The organism is Amycolatopsis dendrobii, from assembly GCF_014145675.1.
Classification (GTDB): domain Bacteria; phylum Actinomycetota; class Actinomycetes; order Mycobacteriales; family Pseudonocardiaceae; genus Amycolatopsis; species Amycolatopsis dendrobii.
Genome location: NZ_JACGZW010000005.1, coordinates 94,795 through 112,744, shown reverse-complemented (window position 1 = coordinate 112,744; position 17,950 = coordinate 94,795). Strand labels below are relative to the sequence as shown.

At 70.3% G+C, this 17,950-nt stretch carries 15 protein-coding genes; 7 read left to right on the top strand and 8 right to left on the bottom strand.

The window, feature by feature from the left end; translation table 11 throughout:
* Positions 1 to 4 precede the first annotated feature (4 nt).
* Genes H4281_RS15505 through H4281_RS15495 form a run of 3 tightly spaced genes read left to right on the top strand, consistent with a single transcriptional unit; the run spans position 5 to position 2,619 of the window.
* Positions 5 to 739 carry an ABC transporter permease gene (locus H4281_RS15505; RefSeq protein ID WP_182891621.1) on the top strand — a complete coding sequence of 245 codons (735 nt, stop codon included), beginning with the start codon at positions 5 to 7 and terminating at the stop codon, positions 737 to 739.
* Between the two features lie 3 nt (positions 740 to 742).
* Positions 743 to 1,999, top strand: a complete 1,257-nt coding sequence (locus tag H4281_RS15500; protein ID WP_182891620.1) for a sensor histidine kinase — start codon at positions 743 to 745, stop codon at positions 1,997 to 1,999.
* Positions 1,996 to 2,619, top strand: a complete 624-nt coding sequence (locus tag H4281_RS15495; protein ID WP_182891619.1) for a response regulator — start codon at positions 1,996 to 1,998, stop codon at positions 2,617 to 2,619. Before H4281_RS15500 ends, H4281_RS15495 begins: the two co-directional genes overlap by 4 nt.
* A 3-nt stretch (positions 2,620 to 2,622) precedes the next feature.
* Here the strand turns inward: H4281_RS15495 and H4281_RS15490 are convergent, their stop codons facing one another.
* Positions 2,623 to 3,096 (bottom strand): GNAT family N-acetyltransferase, encoded by a 474-nt coding sequence (locus H4281_RS15490; RefSeq protein WP_182891618.1) that lies wholly within the window; start codon positions 3,094 to 3,096, stop codon positions 2,623 to 2,625.
* A gap of 57 nt (positions 3,097 to 3,153) precedes the next feature.
* The gene (locus H4281_RS15485) at positions 3,154 to 4,764 is read right to left on the bottom strand and encodes an amidohydrolase (RefSeq protein ID WP_312872122.1); all 1,611 of its coding nucleotides are present in this window, start codon (positions 4,762 to 4,764) and stop codon (positions 3,154 to 3,156) included.
* A 247-nt stretch (positions 4,765 to 5,011) separates the two neighbouring features.
* Between H4281_RS15485 and H4281_RS15480 the strand changes: the two genes are divergently transcribed.
* The 3 genes from H4281_RS15480 (at position 5,012) to H4281_RS15470 (ending at position 7,814) form a co-directional block, all read left to right on the top strand.
* Positions 5,012 to 5,920, top strand: coding sequence for a hypothetical protein (locus H4281_RS15480; protein WP_182891616.1), 909 nt, complete (start codon positions 5,012 to 5,014; stop codon positions 5,918 to 5,920).
* Between the two features lie 111 nt (positions 5,921 to 6,031).
* Positions 6,032 to 6,931 carry an MBL fold metallo-hydrolase gene (locus H4281_RS15475; protein WP_182891615.1) on the top strand — a complete coding sequence of 300 codons (900 nt, stop codon included), beginning with the start codon at positions 6,032 to 6,034 and terminating at the stop codon, positions 6,929 to 6,931.
* Positions 6,932 to 7,007: 76 nt separating this feature from the next.
* Positions 7,008 to 7,814 carry a M15 family metallopeptidase gene (locus H4281_RS15470; RefSeq protein ID WP_182891614.1) on the top strand — a complete coding sequence of 269 codons (807 nt, stop codon included), beginning with the start codon at positions 7,008 to 7,010 and terminating at the stop codon, positions 7,812 to 7,814.
* Here H4281_RS15470 and H4281_RS15465 read toward each other — a convergent pair.
* From H4281_RS15465 to H4281_RS15450, 4 genes are all read right to left on the bottom strand, one after another.
* Positions 7,811 to 9,589, bottom strand: a complete 1,779-nt coding sequence (locus H4281_RS15465) for a serine/threonine-protein kinase (protein WP_182891613.1) — start codon at positions 9,587 to 9,589, stop codon at positions 7,811 to 7,813. The genes H4281_RS15470 and H4281_RS15465 overlap by 4 nt on opposite strands.
* A 72-nt stretch (positions 9,590 to 9,661) precedes the next feature.
* The gene (locus H4281_RS15460) at positions 9,662 to 10,993 is read right to left on the bottom strand and encodes an amino acid permease (RefSeq protein ID WP_220507340.1); all 1,332 of its coding nucleotides are present in this window, start codon (positions 10,991 to 10,993) and stop codon (positions 9,662 to 9,664) included.
* Between the two features lie 462 nt (positions 10,994 to 11,455).
* Positions 11,456 to 12,319, bottom strand: coding sequence for an aminoglycoside phosphotransferase family protein (locus tag H4281_RS15455; protein ID WP_312872121.1), 864 nt, complete (start codon positions 12,317 to 12,319; stop codon positions 11,456 to 11,458).
* A gap of 127 nt (positions 12,320 to 12,446) precedes the next feature.
* On the bottom strand, positions 12,447 to 13,388 hold the full coding sequence (locus H4281_RS15450) for a LysR family transcriptional regulator (RefSeq protein ID WP_182891610.1): 942 nt from the start codon (positions 13,386 to 13,388) through the stop codon (positions 12,447 to 12,449).
* A gap of 106 nt (positions 13,389 to 13,494) precedes the next feature.
* Between H4281_RS15450 and H4281_RS15445 the strand changes: the two genes are divergently transcribed.
* On the top strand, positions 13,495 to 14,490 hold the full coding sequence (locus H4281_RS15445) for an amidohydrolase family protein (RefSeq protein ID WP_182891609.1): 996 nt from the start codon (positions 13,495 to 13,497) through the stop codon (positions 14,488 to 14,490).
* Positions 14,491 to 14,509: 19 nt separating this feature from the next.
* Here the strand turns inward: H4281_RS15445 and H4281_RS15440 are convergent, their stop codons facing one another.
* Positions 14,510 to 16,768, bottom strand: coding sequence for a protein kinase domain-containing protein (locus H4281_RS15440; protein WP_182891608.1), 2,259 nt, complete (start codon positions 16,766 to 16,768; stop codon positions 14,510 to 14,512).
* Between the two features lie 81 nt (positions 16,769 to 16,849).
* Complete coding sequence (locus H4281_RS15435; RefSeq protein ID WP_182891607.1) at positions 16,850 to 17,887, bottom strand: ArsR/SmtB family transcription factor; 1,038 nt, start codon at positions 17,885 to 17,887, stop codon at positions 16,850 to 16,852.
* Positions 17,888 to 17,950 lie beyond the last annotated feature (63 nt).

The window sequence follows — 17,950 nt, the reverse complement described above, 5'->3', positions numbered from 1 at the left end:
CCCGGTGCCCGCCTTGTCCCGGCTCGCCGCCACCGAAACGAAACTGTTCTTCCGCGAACCGATCGTCGTGTTTTTCGCGCTCGCGTTCTCGCCGGTCCTGTTCGGCGTTCTCGGCCTGATCCCGGCGTTGCGCGAAACCGGGCCGGACGGAGTCCAGACGATCAGCCGCTACCCGCCGATCGTCGTCGCGATGGGAGTCGCGCTGTTCTCGCTCAGCGGGCTGTCGCAGCTGTTCGCGTCTTATCGCGAGACGGGCGTGCTGCGGCGGATGCGGCTCACCCCGGTGAAACCGACGGTCCTGCTCGGTGCGCAACTGCTGATGGCCGTGGTGCTGTCGGCGGCGTCGACGCTGGTCATCCTCCTGACCGGATGGCTGGCTTTCGGCCTCGACCTGCCTCAGCACCTGCCCGGGTACGTGCTCAGCTTCGCCCTGCTGGCACTGGCGCTGTTCGCGATCGGACTGCTGGTCGCGGCGCTCGCCCGGTCCGCCAAAAGCGCCAGCGCGGTCGGTTCCCTGGTGTTCTTCCCGCTCGTGTTCTTCGCCGGGCTCTGGCTGCCGCGCGACAGCATGAACCGTGTGCTGCGGACGATCAGCGATCTGACGCCGCTCGGCGCGGGCGTACAAGCATTGCAGGACACGGCTTCCGGGAATTGGCCGCAGCTGCTGCACCTCGGTGTCATGCTAGGGTGGCTTGCCGTGGCCGGGGGCTTGGCCGCGCGCTATTTCCGCTGGGAGTGACTGGTGGGCATCGAGGGGGATCTGCGCGAAGAGTTCGACCGCTGGGAACGCGCACAGACGGCGACCTTCACCGTGCTGCCCTACGTTCTTCTCGCGGTGAGCGTAGGCATTGCCCTGCTTCAACTGCCCGCGTATCTTCCTGTTGTGCTAGGCCTTTCCGCGGCTGTCGCGCTTTGGCTGCTGTGGTTTCACACTCTTCATCCGCACACGTTGCGGGCGGGCTATTACGCGGGCCTGCTGACGATGGCGGCGGGCTTGGCCGCTCTTGCGCCGTGGTACGGCCTGTTCGCCTTTGCCGGTTACCCGCAAGCTTTCCAGTACCTGACCGGGCGCTGGCGGTACGCCGGCGCCGCGGCCACCGCGATGATCTCGGCGATGGCCTTCCTGGGCGGAATCACCAAGATCAGCGCGGAAAACTTGTGGTGGGTTTTGCTGGGCGTCAGCGTGCTTTCGATCGTGCTGGCGGGAGCGGTGTTTTATTTCGTGGAAATGGCGTATCAGCGGAACGAACTGCAGAAGCAGGCGCTCACCGAACTGCACGAGGCCAATCTTAAACTGGAAGCCGCCCTGGCCGAGAACGCCGGACTGCACGCGCGATTGCTGGTCCAGGCTCGCGAGGCCGGGGTCCTGGACGAACGGCAGCGGATGGCGCGGGAAATCCACGACACCCTCGCACAGGGCCTGGCCGGAATCCTGACGCAGTTGCAAGCAGCCGAACAAACCGCCGCCGAACCGGAAGCGCTGGGCCGCCACGTGGCGAACGCGACGAATCTGGCCCGGGAAAGCCTGATCGAAGCCCGCCGGACGGTTCACTCGGTGGAGCCGTCGGTACTCGCCGAGGCTCGGCTCCCGGAGGCGATCGGCGAGGTGACGAGAAATTGGTCAGCGGCCAACAGCGTCGATGCCGTGCTCACCACCACCGGCGACGCCCGCCCGATGCACACCGACGTCGAGGTGGCCTTGCTGCGGACAGCTCAAGAAGCGCTGTCGAACGTCGCGAAGCATGCGCGAGCGAAGCGGGTCGGCCTCACTTTGTCGTACATGCCGGACCTGGTGACGCTGGACGTCCGCGACGACGGCGTCGGCTTCGCACCGAACGTCAAGCGCGCCAACGGCTCCACGAACGGCGGTTTCGGCCTGTCCGGAATGCGGCAACGAGTGCAACGCCTCGCGGGACGCCTGGACATCGAATCGGAACCCGGCCGCGGCACCGCGATCTCGGCGACCGTGCCCGCCATTCCAGCCGGAGGTGCGCGGTGATCTCGGTGCTGATCGTCGACGATCACCCGGTGGTGCGCGACGGCCTGCGCGGCATGTTCGGCGCCGAGCCGCGGTTCGAGGTGGTCGGCGAGGCCGCGGACGGCGAGGCCGCGATCACCGCTGGTGTGCGGCTTCGGCCGGACGTCATCCTGATGGACCTGCGAATGCCGGGCACCGACGGCGTCACCGCGATCAAGGAACTGGCGAAACGCGGTGTCCCCGCCCGAATCCTGGTGCTGACAACGTACGACACCGACAGCGACGTCCTCCCGGCCATCGAAGCGGGAGCCACCGGGTATCTGCTGAAGGAAGCGCCCCGGGAGGAGCTTTTCCGCGCGGTCGAGGCGGCGGCGCAAGGGCAGGCAGTGCTGTCGCCGACGGTCGCGACCCGCCTGCTGGGACAGTTGCGGCACCCTGCGGCGGACCTGTTGTCGGAACGCGAGATCGAGGTCCTGAACCTGATCGCGAAGGGCGCGACGAACCGCCGGGCGGCGGAGCAGTTGTTCATCAGCCAGGCGACGGTGAAGACGCACCTGCTGCACGTCTACGCGAAACTGGGCGTAAACGACCGCGCGGCGGCGGTGGCTGCGGCGTTCGCGCAGGGGTATCTGACGCTGTAGGAGCTAGAGCGGCGCGTGCAACGTGAGTTCGAACGGGGAGAACCCGCGGCCGCGGTAGAAGCTGATGGCGGATTCGTTGGCCGCATACGCCGTGACGCTGGCTTGATTCGCGCCGCATTCCCTTGCCCAAGCGAAGAATTCTTCCGTCAGCGCCGTCGCGACACCGGTTTCGTGGTGTGCGGGGTCGACGCGCAGGCTTTCCAGCACGCCGGCCACCGCGCTCGGCCGGAGTGGGTCGGGGCGGCGGATTCGGCCGATCAGGTGGCCGATCGCGGAATTTGCGGGGGAGAGCGCCAGCAGGCACAGGGAATCGTTGCGGCGCACTAGTTCCGTGAAGTAGGCGGTACCTTCGCGGCGCGGCCAGCCGAGGTCCAGCTGCGGATCGCGCTGCCCGCCGTCCTCGGCGAACAAGGCGGTTGCCGAGGCGACGAGCTGCGGTACGGATTCGGGCGTGGCGCGGACGACGGCAGCGTTCATGGAGAAAACGCTAGCCGGTGCGATTTATCTTGCAAATATCGAGTTTCCGGCGATAAATCAGGCCGACCAGACCTGCTCCCCGCCGACCCACGTTTCCCGTACCGGCACCCGATCCAGCGCTTCCGGATCGGCCGCGAACGGATCCTCCGCCAGCACCGCGAAATCGGCCAGGAACCCCGGCGCGAGCTGGCCCTTGGTGGTCTCCTCCCCGGACGCATAGGCCGACCCCGTGGTGTAAACCCCGAGCGCGGCCTCCACGCTGATCCGCTGCGAAGGCCCGAACAACTCGCCGTCCGGGGCCCGGCGCGTCACGCAGCTGCGCAGTGCGTACAGCGGCGGGAACGGCCCGCACGGATGGTCCGACGAGCCGGCCACGGCGACTCCGGCGTCGAGCATCGCGCGGTGGGCGAACATGCGCTCGACCCGTTCCTCCCCGTAGTACTTGGTCAGTTTGTCCCCGTGCGCGGCGGCGTAGTTCGCGAACGGCACCGCGACCATGCCGTGCTCGCGCATGCGCTTCAGGATCTCGTCGTCGATGATGGAACAGTGTTCGATGCGGTGCCGGGGATCCTCGCGCGGGTTGGCGGCTTGGGCCTGGTCGACGGCGTCGAGGACCCGGCGGATCGCGCGGTCGCCGTTGGCGTGCACGCAGACCCTCCAGCCGGCGTCGTGCACGTGGCGCACGGTGTCGGCGAGTTCGGCGGCGCTGACGCGCTCCAAGCCGTAGCTGTCGGTGCCTTCGATGGGCTGCTCGACCAGGCAGGTCCCGCCGTTGACGGCACCGTCGGCGAAGGTCTTGACGCCGCCAAGGCGCAGCCGGGTTTCGGGCGTGAGCGGGGTGTCGGGGAGGGCACGGAAGTAGTCGAAGTGGTCGTAGGCGGCGAGCGCGTTGACCCGGAGCGTGAGCTGGTTCTGGTCGGCGAGGTGGCGGAGGACCTGCCATTCGGTGCGGCCGACGAGTGCGTCGCCGACCGAGGTGATGCCGGCGGCGTGCAGAGCCGCTGCGTGCCGGGTGAAGGCGGCGGCCAGGACCTCGGTCGACGGGTCCCGCACGATCGTCGGGCGCGGGGTGAAGGCGGGAAACGCCAGGTCGTAGAGGGCTTGGTCGTGGATGACGCCGTCGAGGCGGCCGGCGGCGTCCCGGCCGAGGTGGCCGCCGGGCGGGGGTTCGCTGGAGTCGGCGAGGCCGGCGAGGGCGAGGCCGGGGGAGTTGACGACGCCGGCGTGCAGCGTCACGTGCACGACCAGGACCGGGTGGTCCGGGCAGGCTTCGTCCAGTTCGGCGCGGGTGAGTTCGCGGCCGCCGTTGCTGCGGAACGAGTCGTAGCCGCAGCCGATGACCCATTCGCCGGGCGGCGTCGCGGCGGCTCGTTCGCGCAGGGCCGCGGTGAGGTCTGCGGTCGAGCGGATCCGGGACGGCGAGAGGTCGACCTGCAAGGACTGCGCGGCGACGACGGTCGGGTGCTGGTGGGCGTCGTTGAAGCCGGGGATGACGGTGGCATCGCCGAAATCGTGCAGCTGCGCGGCCGGGAACTCGCCGCGCAAGTCGGCGACAGTGCCGTGCGCGACGATCCGTTCGCCGCGCATCGCGAAGGCCGGAGGTTCGGCGCCGGCCATGGTCACGATGCGCCGGGCGGTGACGATCTGCACGGATTCCGGTGCGGACACGAGGTTCCCTCCAGGGTCGACGGCTGACCGTACGGCGCTGTGTCCACAAAGGACGGTGTGGCCACGGTGCCGCACCGCCGATTCTAGGGGCGGGGCGGGCGCGGGCGCATCGCCGAAGCGGGTTGCGGCGATCGGGTGATCTAGGTCGCACCCGGGCGGACTGCGGAATGGGAACCGGCTCCGCGGCGGTGTATACGCTGGAAGAACCGGGCGTCCGGCCCGGCTCCCGCGGCGGCAGGAGGCTCGCATGTCCGGCATCGGTGGGGCGCGGGCCGCGCTCGGCGCCGCGGCCGAGCCGTGGGAGATCCAGGTCGGCCGCGACCTCGCCGACCGCCTCGACACGAAACCGCCTTCGCGCTGGTCCCGGCCGGGTGCGGCGGCGGAAGACCTCGCGGACCTGGTCGGCCCCGGCGAGGTGGTCCTGGCCCCGTCGGCGACCCGGCCGTCGGGCGACGGCGTGGTGTGGACGCCGGAACAGGCGCTGGGCGCGGGCGCGCGCGGGGTGGCGCTGTGGGTCGACGATCTGCCGTACCCGCGCATCGTCGGCGCGATCCCGTACCCGGAGCTGATCGCGGTCGAGCACGCGATGGCGGGGAAGCACTCGTGCCTGGTGCTAACCGGCGTTCGGGCGACACTGGTTTTCCGCTACCGCTCGTGGGCGTGGCCCGCGGTGGCCGACCTCGTGACGCACGTGCGGTCGCGCGCGCACCGTCCCGGCGCGCCGGAACCGGCGCACGCGGGCCCGCCTTCTCTCGGCTGGGAGCGGCTTCCCGTGTCGCCGCTGGTGGCACTGGGGCATCCCCGGCATGCGCGCTGCCTCGGCGCGGAACCGGAACTCCCGCGACGCTGGCTGTGGCAGCGATCCCGGCCGGCGGCGTTCGTCGCGTTGACGCGGCAGGAGCTGGTGGTGGTCCGGCATGTGCTGGGCCGGCGGCCGCTGACCCATGGCGTGCAGTTGCTGGCGGTGGCGCGGAACCGCATCACCGGTCTTGGCGCGCGCGGCGATCAGTTGCGCATCGCGGCTTCGGCGGGCCGGTACGAGGTCGACCTCGGCGCCGAGCTGGCGGAGGAGGCGCGGTCGCGGTTCGAGCCCATGCTGCGCGCGGACGGGCGGCGGCGCGTGGTGCGGAAGGCGTCGAAAGCTCCGCAAACCTGACTGTCGCGGAACAAGATCCCGGACGAACGCTTTTTCCGGCGGGTTGTCACAAACCGGGCGGCCGTCCGGTCTTAGCCGACGATCTGGCTGTGCGACTCCCGAGGAGAACCTATGAGCTTGGCCCCTTCCGCCCGTCTCGACGAGGCGGTCCCTTCGCGGTACGCGCTGAAGGTCGGCGACATCGACGTGCTGGTGATCAGCGACGGGGTGCTGCCGATCACCGCCGAAACGCTGGCCACCAACGCCGACCGGGCCGATCTGGCCGCGTGGCTGCGCGAGATGTTCCTGCCGCCGGAGATGATCGACTGGCCGCTGAACGTCGCCGTGGTGCGCAGCGGCGGCCGGACGGTGCTGATCGATTCCGGCCTGGGAACCGAATTCCCCGGCTTCCCCCGCGCCGGGCAACTGGCGATGCGGCTCGTCGCGGCCGGAATCGACCCGTCGTCGGTGACCGATGTCGTGCTCACCCACCTGCACATGGACCACATCGGCGGCTTGCTCGTCGAGGGGCTCCGCGGCCGCCTGCGCGAGGATCTGCAGGTGCACCTCGCTTCGGCGGAGGCAGAATTCTGGCAGGCCCCCGATTTCTCGCGGACCGTCATGCCGGAGCCGATCCCGGAGGTGCTGCGCACGACGGCCACCCGGTTCCTCGACGTGTACCGCGGCCAGCTGCGGCCGTTCGAGACCGAACACGAGGTGGCGCCGGGCGTACGCATCTGCCGTACTGGTGGACATACTCCCGGCCACAGCATCGTCCGGCTGGAGTCCGGCGGCGAGCGGCTCACCTTCGCCGGTGACGCGGTGTTCCAGCCCGGATTCGAGAATCCGGACTGGTACAACGGTTTCGAGCACGACCCGGAGGAATCGGCACGCGTCCGGGTCCGGCTGCTGAAGGAGCTGGCGGCCAGCGGCGAGCAGCTGGTCGCGACGCACCTGCCGTTCCCGTCCGTCTGCCACGTGGCGGTCGCGGGCAACGCGTTCCGTTTCGTGCCGGCTGTCTGGGACTACTGATCCGGACCTTCCCCGGGTGCGGCCTTGTGTCCGCACCCGGGGACTTCAGCGCGATCTTGTGGTAAGCAATCCGGCTATGCGCGGAAAGATGATGCGCGGCCTTGCGGTCGCCGCGATGAGCCTGCTGACCTGTCTCGTCGCCGCACCGCCGGCGCCGGCCGCACCGGAGGTGAAGGCGCCGCCCGAATTCGTCGCCTTGCGTGACGTCGACCCGACCATCGTGCAGGAGATCCGGTACAGCACGCCGCACAACTTCACCGGCGCGCGGGTCGACGGCTACCGGCAGCCGATGTGCATCCTGACCCGGGCCGCCGCTGCCGCCCTGCACAAGGCGCAGTTGTCGTTCCTGCGCCGGGGTTACACGCTGAAGGTCTACGACTGCTACCGCCCGCAGCGCGCGGTCGACAACTTCGTGCGCTGGGCCGAGGATCTGTCCGATCTGCGGATGAAGGCCGAGTTCTACCCGCGCGTGGAGAAGGACCGCCTTTTCGCGGACGGCTACATCGCGGCGAAATCCGGCCACAGCCGGGGAAGCACGGTCGACCTGACCCTCGTCCGGCTTCCGGCGCTCCCGACGCGGCCGTACCGCCCCGGCGAGCCGCTGACGCCGTGCTACGGCCCGAAAGCCGAACGATTCCCGGACAACTCGCTCGACATGGGCACCGGTTTCGACTGCTTCGACACCCTCGCGCACACGCTCGACCCGCGGATCGCCGGCAAACAGCGGGAGAACCGGATGCTCCTGCTGCGCGGACTGGAACGGGCCGGGTTCAAGAACCTGCCCGAGGAATGGTGGCACTACACGTTCCAGCCGGAGACGTTCCCGGACACCTACTTCGACTTCCCGATCTCGCGGCGGTCGCTGAGCTGCTGTCCGTTCTAGGGCAGGCGGGCCGCGACGGTCGCGGCGACGGATTTCGCTGTGTCGCAGACGGCGGCGAGGTTGCCTTTGTTCGCTTCGTCGGTGATCTCGACCAGCACGACCTCGTCTCGTTGTTGCGGTGTGCCTTCGAGCGAGGGGAGTGCTGGCGAATAGGTGCGGTAGACGACGGTGACGTCGCACGTGTCGCCTTCGCGCTCGTGCGGATCGACGTACGCGAGGCGTCCGCCGGCGGTCGTGCGCGTCTGGCCGTCCGGCGGGTCCTCGGCCAGCGGCCACTGGCGGTCGTAGTAGAGGTCGACCGACTTCGCGTCGTGTCCCCACGAGCAGGCCCAGTTCGCGAAATGCCGGTCGACCGGATAGTCCGGCCCGACGGTCCGGCGGAGCGTGGCGTCGTCGACCAGCGTGCAGGCGTCCGTGCGCGCCAGCGAACCCGGCTGGAACGGCTGGGCCCGGCGGGCGACCGGGCCGCGGGCGACGCGCGCGTAGGCGTCCCCGACGACGGCGTCCGCCATCGCGCACAGTTGCGGAGCGGCCGCGCCGTCCGAGCGGACCGAACTCACCGTGACGACCGAGAGGTCCGGCAGCGTGAAGGAACGACGGCATTTCCCGGCGTCGGGATTCGGCCGCCGGATCTCGCCGAGCTGTCCCCGGACCGGCGGCACCTGCGGGTACTGCTCCGGTTCGGACAGTTCCAGACTGGTGACAACCGTTCCGCCGCGGTCGGGCAGGGTCGTGTTCAGGTCGCACCGCGCGAAGGCGCCGAGGTTCGGTTCGAGGAACGCCTTGCCGTACTGGCTCAGGGAATTCACCGACAGCAGCGAGCACGGATCGGCGGTGCGCGGGTCGCCGATCAGGTCTTGTGCCTGCGGTGCGGCGGTCGCCTTCGCGGGCGGGGCGTCGTCGCGGGCGAAGACGAGAAACCCGGCGGCCAGAAGGACAACCGCGCCGATGACTGAGCCGATGACCATGCGTCGCTTGGGTTTCTTCGCGGCTTGCGGCACCGGCGCACCGCGCAGCAGGGCCTCGGCCTCGGCCGCGGTCGGGCGTTTCCCCGGCTGACGGCTGAGCATCGCCCGCACAGCGAGCCCACGAGCGTTGCGCAGCGGCTCGGGAGTCCCTTCCGCGGCCCGGCGCAGCTGCGCGAACGGCCCGTTTTCCGCGCTGCCCCAAGGAGAACCGCCCTCGACAGCCGCGAACAGCGTCGCCCCGAGGGAGAAGACGTCCGACGCGGCGGTGGCTGCCTCGCCGTTCGCGACTTCCGGCGCGAGGTACCCGGCGGTGCCGCCGACGCGGGCGCTGCCGGTGAGCGTGACTTCGTGGCCGCGGGAGATGCCGAGGTCGGCGAGTTTGGCGGTGCCGTCGTCGGCGACCAGGACGTTGCCCGGGGTGAGGTCGCGGTGCACCATGCCGCGGGCGTGCATCGCGGCGAGCGCGGACGCGATCTGCGCGCCGATCGCCGCGGCTCGTCCCGGAGGCAGGACACCGTCGGTGCGCACGATCTCGGCCAAACTGCGCGCCGGGAGGTACTCCATGACGAGCCATCGGTCGGCGCCGTCGGAAACGGAGTCGTACACCGCGACGATGTTCGGATGCTGCAGCGCCGCGCCGAGCCGGGCCTCGCGGCGGATCTGCGGTTCGTCGCCGTCGAGCGACCGCTTGAGCGCGACCGTCCGGCGAAGTTCCAGGTCGCTCGCCCGCCAGACGACCCCCATCCCGCCGGCTCCGAGGCGTTCCTCGAGCCGGTAACGCCCGGCGATCACCTGCGGAGCAGCCACCGCGACAGCCTAGAGCGCGCTTCCCCGGGCTGCCCGCCGACCGCTTCGCTCCCGCACCCCCGGCAGCGGGCCTCAGCTCTCCTTCGCCGCGCTCTTGCGCAGTTGCCTGCGCACCAGCGGCCAGAACGCCGCGATCACCACCAGCGACACGATGCTGGTCCACACCTGGGTGCGGGCGGAATCGTCGGTCAGCAGCATGACCACGATGATCGCCACGACGCCGAGGACGGTCAGGATGCCGAGCCACGGATGCAGCCACATCTTGAGCTTCAGCCCGGCGCGTTCCTCCGGCGTCATCTTGTGCCGCATCCGCATCTGGGTGAACGCGATGAACGAGTACACGAACAGCGCGACGAGGCCCGCGGAGTTCATGATGAAGTCGAAGATGCCGGAGTCGGGCGCGACGAAGTTGACGAACACCGCGATGTACCCGCCGATCGTGCAAGCCACCACCGCGACGGCGGGCACGCCGGACTTGCTCTTCTTCGCCACCACGCGCGGGGCCAGCCGCTTCTCGGCGAGCGCGGAGAACATCCGCCCGGCGGAGTAGAGCCCGGAGTTGAGCACCGAACACGCGGCGGTGAGCACGACCGCGTTCATTACCAGACCGGCTCCGGGCAGCCCGAACAACGTGAAGGCGTGCGCGAACGGCCCCTCCTGCTTGGGATTCGGCAGCTGGTTCCACGGGACGATGGTGACGATCAGCAGCACCCCGCCGACGAAGAACAGCAGGATCCGCCAGATCACCGTGACGACGGCCTGCCGCACGCCCTTCGCCGGATCCTCGGACTCGGCCGCGGCCATCACCGCGATCTCGGTGCCGAAGTAGGAGAAAATCACGATCGCGACGCCGCTGAGCACCGGCCACCAGCCGTTCGGTGCGAACCCGCCGTGCTGCCAGAGGTTCGGGATCGAGAAACTGGCCTTCGGCCAGAGCCCGAACGCGAACAGCGCGCCGACCGCGAGGAACACGATGATCGCGGCGACCTTGATGCTCGCCAGCCAGTACTCGACCTCGCCGAACGACCGCGCCGACACCAGGTTCGTGCTGGTGAAGAACAGCAGCAGCACCACCGAGAACACCCACTGCGGGACGTCCGGGAACCACCCGCCGAGCACCGACCCGCCGACGACCGCCTCGAACGCGATCACGCCGATCCAGTAGTACCAGTACAGCCATCCGACGAGATATCCCGCCCATTCCCCGAGCCCGGCCCGGGCGTACTCCATGAACGACCCGATCGCCGGCCGTGCGGCGGCCATCTCGCCGAGCATCCGCATCGCGAGGAAGACGAGCAGGCCGCCGATGAGGTAGGAGACGACGGCCGCGGGCCCGACCGCGCGGACGACGTTGCCGGAGCCGACGAAGAGACTGGCCCCGATGATCCCGCCGAGGGCGATCATGGTGATGTGGCGGGAACGGAGCTTTTTGGGGTCGCTGGCCGCGCTCGCCTTGGGTGCGGCTGTCTCGGCTGGGGCGGCCTTGCCTGAGATTGCCGTGGCTTCGCCTGAGGCCGTCGTGCCCGGGGCGGCGCCGGACGGGGTCGCTGTGCGTGCGGTTGTCTCGGCTGGGGCCGCCTTCCCCGCAGCCGCCTCGCCCGGCGTGTCCGGGCTTTCCTTGCCCTGCCCGGTGATCCGATCAGCCATCGATCGATCTTCCTCTCGTCCAGCCGTGCCCCCGGCAGGCAACGATGTCGGAACCGGCCGTGGAGCCGGGCCTCGCTCACGCGGGACAGTCTGCGGCCGCCGGGTCCGTCGAGGCTAGGTGCGACAGGGGGCGGATGCCGGGCGAGAAAGTTGTCGATCATCCGAATGGAGCAGCAGTGTGCGCCGGATTTGCCGGGTATCGGCGAGCTGGGCGCCGAATCAGGCGCGCTGGAAGTCCGCCAGCGTCTCCCTGATCTGGTATCCCGTGCTCGCGGCCACCCGCGGATTCGTTGCCGCATAAGCGGTGTACGCGTTGAGTCCGGTGCTCAACGCGTATCCGCGCCCGCGCGTCCAGCTGTCCTCGTCGAGGCCCGACTCGGCGCGAAAGACCTCTCGCGCCGAAGGCGGGAGCAGTGTCCACGCGATCAGCGCGTCGCAAGCCGGATCGCCGACGCCGAGCACGCCGAAGTCGAGGACGGCGCTGATCTGTCCGTCCGCCAGCAGGAGGTTGCCCGGATGAAGGTCGCCGTGCACCCACACCGGCGGATGCGGCCACGGCGGTGCCGCGAGCGCGGCCTCCCAGACCGCGGTCAGTGCGGCGCTGTCGAAGACATCGGCGGTCTCGGCGATCGCGACGCGGGTTCCGGTGTCCCGGCGCGCGAGCGGTGTGCCGATGAACCCGTTGTGCGGTCCGGCAGCGAGCGAGGCGTCGGCTGGGATCCGGTGGAGGGCCGCGACGAACCGGGCCAGTTCGCGCGCGATCCGGTCCGGGCAGGCGAGCCCGCCGATTTCCGGGGGCGAGCCCGGCAGCCAGCGAGAGACCGACCAATGCCACGGATATCCCTCGCCCGGCGAGCCGAGCGCGACCGGCTCGGGAATCGCCACCGGCAGATGCGGCGCGAGCCGGGGGAGCCACCGGGATTCCTTTTCCGGCTGCCCCGCCGCCCATTCGCCGCGCGGCAGGCGCACCGACAGTTCGTCCCCGAGCCGGTAGATGACGTTGTCCGAACCGGCCGGGTCGAGCCGCGAGAGCGGGAGGGCGGCCAGTTCGGGCAGCTGAGCGGCCAGGAGGCGCCTGACCACGGCTTCGTCGGCGAAGTGCGTTGCGGGCAAAGGCAAGTTTCTCGGTCAGGCGCCCCGCGGACCAGGACGCTCGCCTCGATCAGACCACGCCGTCCGGCGCCCGTCTAACGGATTTCGCTCACTGTCCTCAGGAGCTTCCCCCGGGCGAGCGTGGTGAACCACCCGGCGCACGCGATGCGGTTTCCGGCCGAAGCGCCGACGGTTGCCGGCAGGCGCGGACGAAAGCGGCCACTGCCGGCACCGGTTCGGTGCTGCGGTGCAGCAAGTGGAAGTCGGTCGCACGGCCGGGTTCGGCCAGCGGCCGGTACACGACTTCCGGGACCGCGGCCCGTTCCACGCCCGCCGGGACCACCGCGATGCCCACCTTCGCGGCGATCAGCGCCAGCACGCTCAGCGTGCTGTCGGCGCGAAAACGGGACGGCGGGTCCGCCTCGCGCCGGTGCGGCCACGGCGGAGTGAGGTCGCCGTCGCCGGTGATGTACTCGATGTGTTCCTCCCCGGCGAGCTGCTCGACGGTCAGCGTCCGGTGCCGGCCGAGGCGGTGCCCGGCGGGCAATGCGACCAGAAACGACACCGAGCTGGCCGGAGCCGAGGCCAGGCGGGGTTCGCCGGGCGGAGCCGGGAGCGCGCTGAACCCGACGTCCAGTTCGCCGGCGAGGATCGCGGTGCGCTGAACCTGCGGCCCCGCCTCCCGCAACTCGATCCGGACCAGCGGACGCGCCTCGTGGAAATCGCGGATCAGACCGGCCAGGAGGCCGCCGAACACCACGGCGCCCGCCACGCCGATCCGGACGCTCCCGGTCTCCCCGCGCAAGGCGGACCGCGCCGCGTCCTGTGCGCGTTCGGCCTGGGCGAGCACTTGCCGCGCTTCGATCAGGAACGCCTGGCCTGCCGGGGTGAGCCGGGGCCGCCGTCCGGCGCGGTCGAACAACGGCCCGCCGAGTTCGTGCTCCAGGTCCCGGATCTGCATGCTCAACGTGGGCTGGACGACGTGCAGCGTGCGCGCCGCCGCGCTGAACCCGCCCTCCTCGGCCACCGCGACGAAGTAGCGCAGGTGCCGCAGCTCCATCCCGTCTCCTATCAGCAGAACTGATCAGTGAATCAGAAACAAGTGTTTGAGCTTATCGCTTGCCTGGGGCCATCGTGGAGAGACAGACCGACGAACAGGGGCAGCGATGCGGATTGTCACGCTCGAAGAACACTGGACCGACCCGGCGGTGACCGCCGCCGGCATGCCGAACCTGCTGAAACACGTGCCCGGGTACGCCGCGGCGTTCGACCCGGACACCGGGATGCCGTACCCGCGCCGTCCCGATCTCCTGGAGGACCTGGGCGCCGCCCGGATCGCCGACATGGACCGGCACGGCATCACCACGCAGGTTCTCTCGCTGGTCAACACTTTCCTTCCGGCGGAGGTCGCACCGGAACTGACCGCCGCGGCCAACGACACCATGGCCGAGGCGGTCGCGGCGTTCCCCGGCCGGTTCGCCGCGTTCGCCGCCCTGCCGACGGCCGTCCCCGCCGCCGCGGCGGACGAATTGCGCCGGTGCGTCGGCGAACTGGGCTTCGTCGGCACGATGATCATGGGGCGCACCGACGACGAATTCCTGGACCAGCCGCGCTTCGACCCCATTCTGCGCGCCGCCAGCGACCTGTCCGTGCCCATCTACCTGCACCCGGCCCCGCCGCCGGCGGCGGTCAGCGAGGCCAGCTATGCGGGCGGGCTCTCGCCGGCGGTGTCGGCGGCGTTCCGGCTGCCCGCGTGGGGATGGCATCAGGAAACCGCCGTGCACTTCCTGCACCTGGTGCTCGCCGGGGTCCTCGACCGCTATCCGGGCCTGCGGTTCATCCTCGGCCACTGGGGCGAATTCGTCCCGTTCTACCTCGACCGGCTGGACGAGACCATGCCGCGGCGGATGACGAAGCTCGACCGGACTTTCCGCGAGTACTTCCGGGACAACGTGTTCATCACCCCGAGCGGCATGTTCAGCCAGGCCCAGCTCCGGTACTGCGCGGACACGGTCGGCGTCGACCGGATCCTTCACTCCGTCGATTTCCCGATGCTCGGCAACGAGGGAGCGGTGTCCTTCCTGACCGATTCGCATCTTTCCCGCGAGGATCAGGAAAAAATCGCCCACGGAAATGCCGACGCGCTGCTCGGCCTCGGCTGATTCGTTTCGCGGCCGAGGGTCAGTGCGGCTGGGAGAGGTCTCCCGGACGGAAGGCCTCCGCGGTAGTGCTCACCGGCGCGTCGAGTTCGGCTTTGTGCTCGCGCGGATAGACCCAGCGCAGTGTCGCCGTCGACCCGGGGCCGGAGAAACCTATCTCGTAGAAGATCATTCCGTCGCTTTGATAGCCGGAAATCGAATAGTGGTCGCCTTCGTCCTTGCGGTAGGTCACCCGGCCGGACTGTGCTTCCGTCTCGGCGGCCGCGTCGGCCAGTGCGGCGGCGACAGTGCGGCCGCCTGAGTTGGTGCCCCAGACGGTCATGGTCGCGTGGAGTGGCTTGTTGGCGAACGTCATTCCGTCGCCGTTTTCCGGGCTGTACGGTGCCGCGGTATATCCCCGGGGAACGCGTGTGGTGAAGCCGAACCGGGGGTTGGTGTAGGTGGTGCTGGCCGCCGGAGCAGACGAAGACGGCGTCGAGGGCGCCGGGGAAGCCGCTCCGACGCCCAGCATTGTCAGGAATTTCGGTTGCAGCAGGTCGCTGATCTCGGAATAGGGGAGGACGACCGTTTCTTTTCCGGCCGCCATGATGCATCCCAGTTCGTACCACACCATTTCGAACTGGACCCCGGTCTTGGTGAATCCGATCGGCGGCGCGGGCACGTGCCCGCGGCTGGGCACCCGGTCCGCCGCGTCGACGGTGGTTTTCCGGCCGGTGTCGTAGCCGACGGTCGGCTCCCGGCAAAAACCGGCCTGGGTGTGCGGGTCGATGCGGTCGGTCAGCGTTTTCATCCCGGCCGCGGTCAGCGCTTCGGGCCGGAACATGTCCTGGGGGCCGAGCGGGTTCCCGGTGGCGAGGTCGACGTTCACGGTTTCCGGGAAACGCCAGGTCGTGTGCCCCAGCACCTGCGAGTCGAGACCGTGGTCGTAGCGAACGGAAAGCAGGCTCGGCGTCTGCAGCAAGATCTGCGCGGTCGTGTGCGCCGCGGGCGTGTCCCCGGTGTCGGTGAACTGCTGCCGCCAGTCCGGATTGGCGCGTGCGTCGCGGATGGCCTTCAGCCGCTTGTCGATCGGGGCGCGCAAAGCGTCGTTGATGCGTTTCCGCACCGCGGCGTCCGGTCCGCCGGACACTTGCGGGTACTGGAGGTCGTAGGTGATCGGGAGGGCTTGGTCGCGTCCGAAATCGGTTTGGATCGCCACCGTGAGCGCCGCGGGCGCGGGCGGATCGTCCTGGCGGTTGAAGACCAGGATCCCGCCGGTGACGAGCGCGCCGACGACCACCAGCACCGCGACGACCTTGCCGACGATCACCGCGGTCGCCCCGGCCCCGGTGCCCGTGGCAACAGGAGCCCCGGCCGCGACGGCGCCGGCGCCCGCGCCGATCGGCGCGGCGGCGGTTCCGGCGGAGGCCAGCAGCGCCAGCGGGGTGAGCGCGGTCAGCGCCGCGGACGCGGCGGCCAGGCGCTTCCAGCCGCGTTTCTCCCAGTCCTTTCCGTAGGCCTTGCGGGCGACGGTTTCCAACTCGGACACGAAGGCGTCCGCTGTGGACGGTCGCCACGCCGGGTCTTTGGCCATCCCGCGCGCGATCAGCGGACGGAGTTTCTCGGGCACCGCGTCCAGCGGCACGGGCGCCATCTGGTGCAGCGAGCGCAGTTCGTCGGTGGTGGTCGCCTCGAACGGCTGGTGCCCGGTGATGCATTGGTAGAACACGCAGGTGGCGGCGTACACATCGGTGGCGGGCCGGCCCGGTTGCCCAGCCCACTGCTCGGGCGCCATGTACGACGGGGAACCGGCGGTCAGTCCGTTGCGTCCGTCCAAAGTGGCCAGTCCGAAGTCGACCAGTTTCGACTGGCCTTCCCGCGACACCAGCACGTTTCCCGGCTTGTAGTCGCGATGGACGACTCCGGCGGCGTGCGCGTCGGCGAGACCGAGGAGCGAGCCCTTCAGAATGGCCAGCGCGGATTCCGGGGCGAGGACGTTCTCCGCCGCCAGAAGCGCGCGCAGGGACACGCCGGGCACGGCCTCCATCACCAGCGCGGCGCCCTGCGGCGTTTCGACGAAGTCGAACAACTGCACGACGTGCGGGCTTCGGACGCCGGACAGCAGCCATGCCTCGCGGCGGAACCCGGCCGCGATGTCCGGGTCGGCGAGGTACTCCGCGAGCAGGTACTTGATCGCCACCATCCGGCCGGATTCCTGGTGCTTGGCCAGCACGACGCGGCCGAAGCCGCCCACGCCGAGCACGTCGACCTCCGTGAACCCGGGCACCCGCCAGTCGCTCATCCCCGCCGCTTCCCCTCTCCGCGAGGCCGGTCGCGGTCGGCGAGATCGTACTCCGGAAATGTGGCACCCGGAGTGGAGTTGTCACATTTGTGCCTCGGACGTGGGATCGGAGCCTGGACGCACATCCTGGCGCCGATGCGTCGGCGAGCCAGGGCTCAGGAGGCGGATTCCTTGCTCGGTGGTGCGGTAGAGAACCGCGCGGCCGGACCGCTGCCCGGCGACCAGGCCGCTGTCGCGCAGGACCCGGAGGTGCTGCGAAACCGCGCTCGGCGACACGTGCAGGGCCTCGGCGAGGTCAGTGGTCGTGGCGGGGGAGCGCAGTGTCTCCAGCAGTTCGGCGCGCCGTCGCCCCAGAAGGCGGACCGCGTTCCCGCCGGGACGTCGCTCGGCGGCTGTCCACAGTGCACCGCTGCCTCGCGCTGGGTAGCGGATCGTGGTCTGGGTGGTGGTGTGCAGTTTGATCATCACCCACGGCGGACCGAGCACGACGGGGGAGAGGACCAGCCCGCCGGCGGGGCGTCCGGGCGAGGGACGGTGGTCGCCGTCGAGGGTCAGGCGGCCGTCGTGCCAGTTCAGTCCGGCGTGCAGGTCGGTGAACAGGCGGGCCGCGCCGCCGTCGGCCCATTGTTTGGCGCGGTAGGCGATGTCGGCGTCGAGGACAGCGCGCAGCCGGGCCCAATGCGGTGCGATCAAACGGTCGTGCGCTTGACGTAATTCGGCGGCGACGGCGCGCAGCCCGGCCTCGGGGTCGTCGGCGAGCGCTTGGGCGGGGACGGGCAAGTGCTCGCCGAACACGCCGCGCAGGCTCCGCCGGACTTGGCTCGGGGTGGTCCGGCACATCGCGGCGAGCGCCTCGTCGATCGTGCTCGCCGCGCGGGCCGGGGCGGGCAGCAGGAACTGCGGCCAGCCGGCCCGGCCGGTGACGAGCAGCGGCCAGGTCCGTGACAGGTCCAGCGGCCGGGCGGCGAGTTCTCCGGCGGCCCAGCGGGTCCAGTGTCCATGCCGCGGGCCCCAGCATCCGGCCAGGGTCTGCAGACCGGAAACGGTTTCGGACAGCGGCGAGACGGCGAGCCTGGTGCCGGCCAGGTCGCCGGTGCTCAGTTCGAGAGTGAGCGGCACGTCGCGATTATGCGGCAGAAGGCGGGTGTGCGGGCGCAATGCCCGGGCCTGGGTCGCGAGGGG

Excerpts from the sequence above, each read along its gene's own strand:
- H4281_RS15490 (WP_182891618.1), bottom strand. The coding sequence starts at position 3,096 with ATGAACGCTGCCGTCGTCCGCGCCACGCCCGAATCCGTACCGCAGCTC.
- H4281_RS15480 (WP_182891616.1), top strand. The coding sequence starts at position 5,012 with ATGTCCGGCATCGGTGGGGCGCGGGCCGCGCTCGGCGCCGCGGCCGAG.
- H4281_RS15475 (WP_182891615.1), top strand. The coding sequence starts at position 6,032 with ATGAGCTTGGCCCCTTCCGCCCGTCTCGACGAGGCGGTCCCTTCGCGG.
- H4281_RS15470 (WP_182891614.1), top strand. The coding sequence starts at position 7,008 with ATGCGCGGAAAGATGATGCGCGGCCTTGCGGTCGCCGCGATGAGCCTG.
- H4281_RS15460 (WP_220507340.1), bottom strand. The coding sequence starts at position 10,993 with ATGATCGCCCTCGGCGGGATCATCGGGGCCAGTCTCTTCGTCGGCTCC.
- H4281_RS15450 (WP_182891610.1), bottom strand. The coding sequence starts at position 13,388 with ATGGAGCTGCGGCACCTGCGCTACTTCGTCGCGGTGGCCGAGGAGGGC.
- H4281_RS15445 (WP_182891609.1), top strand. The coding sequence starts at position 13,495 with ATGCGGATTGTCACGCTCGAAGAACACTGGACCGACCCGGCGGTGACC.
- H4281_RS15440 (WP_182891608.1), bottom strand. The coding sequence starts at position 16,768 with ATGAGCGACTGGCGGGTGCCCGGGTTCACGGAGGTCGACGTGCTCGGC.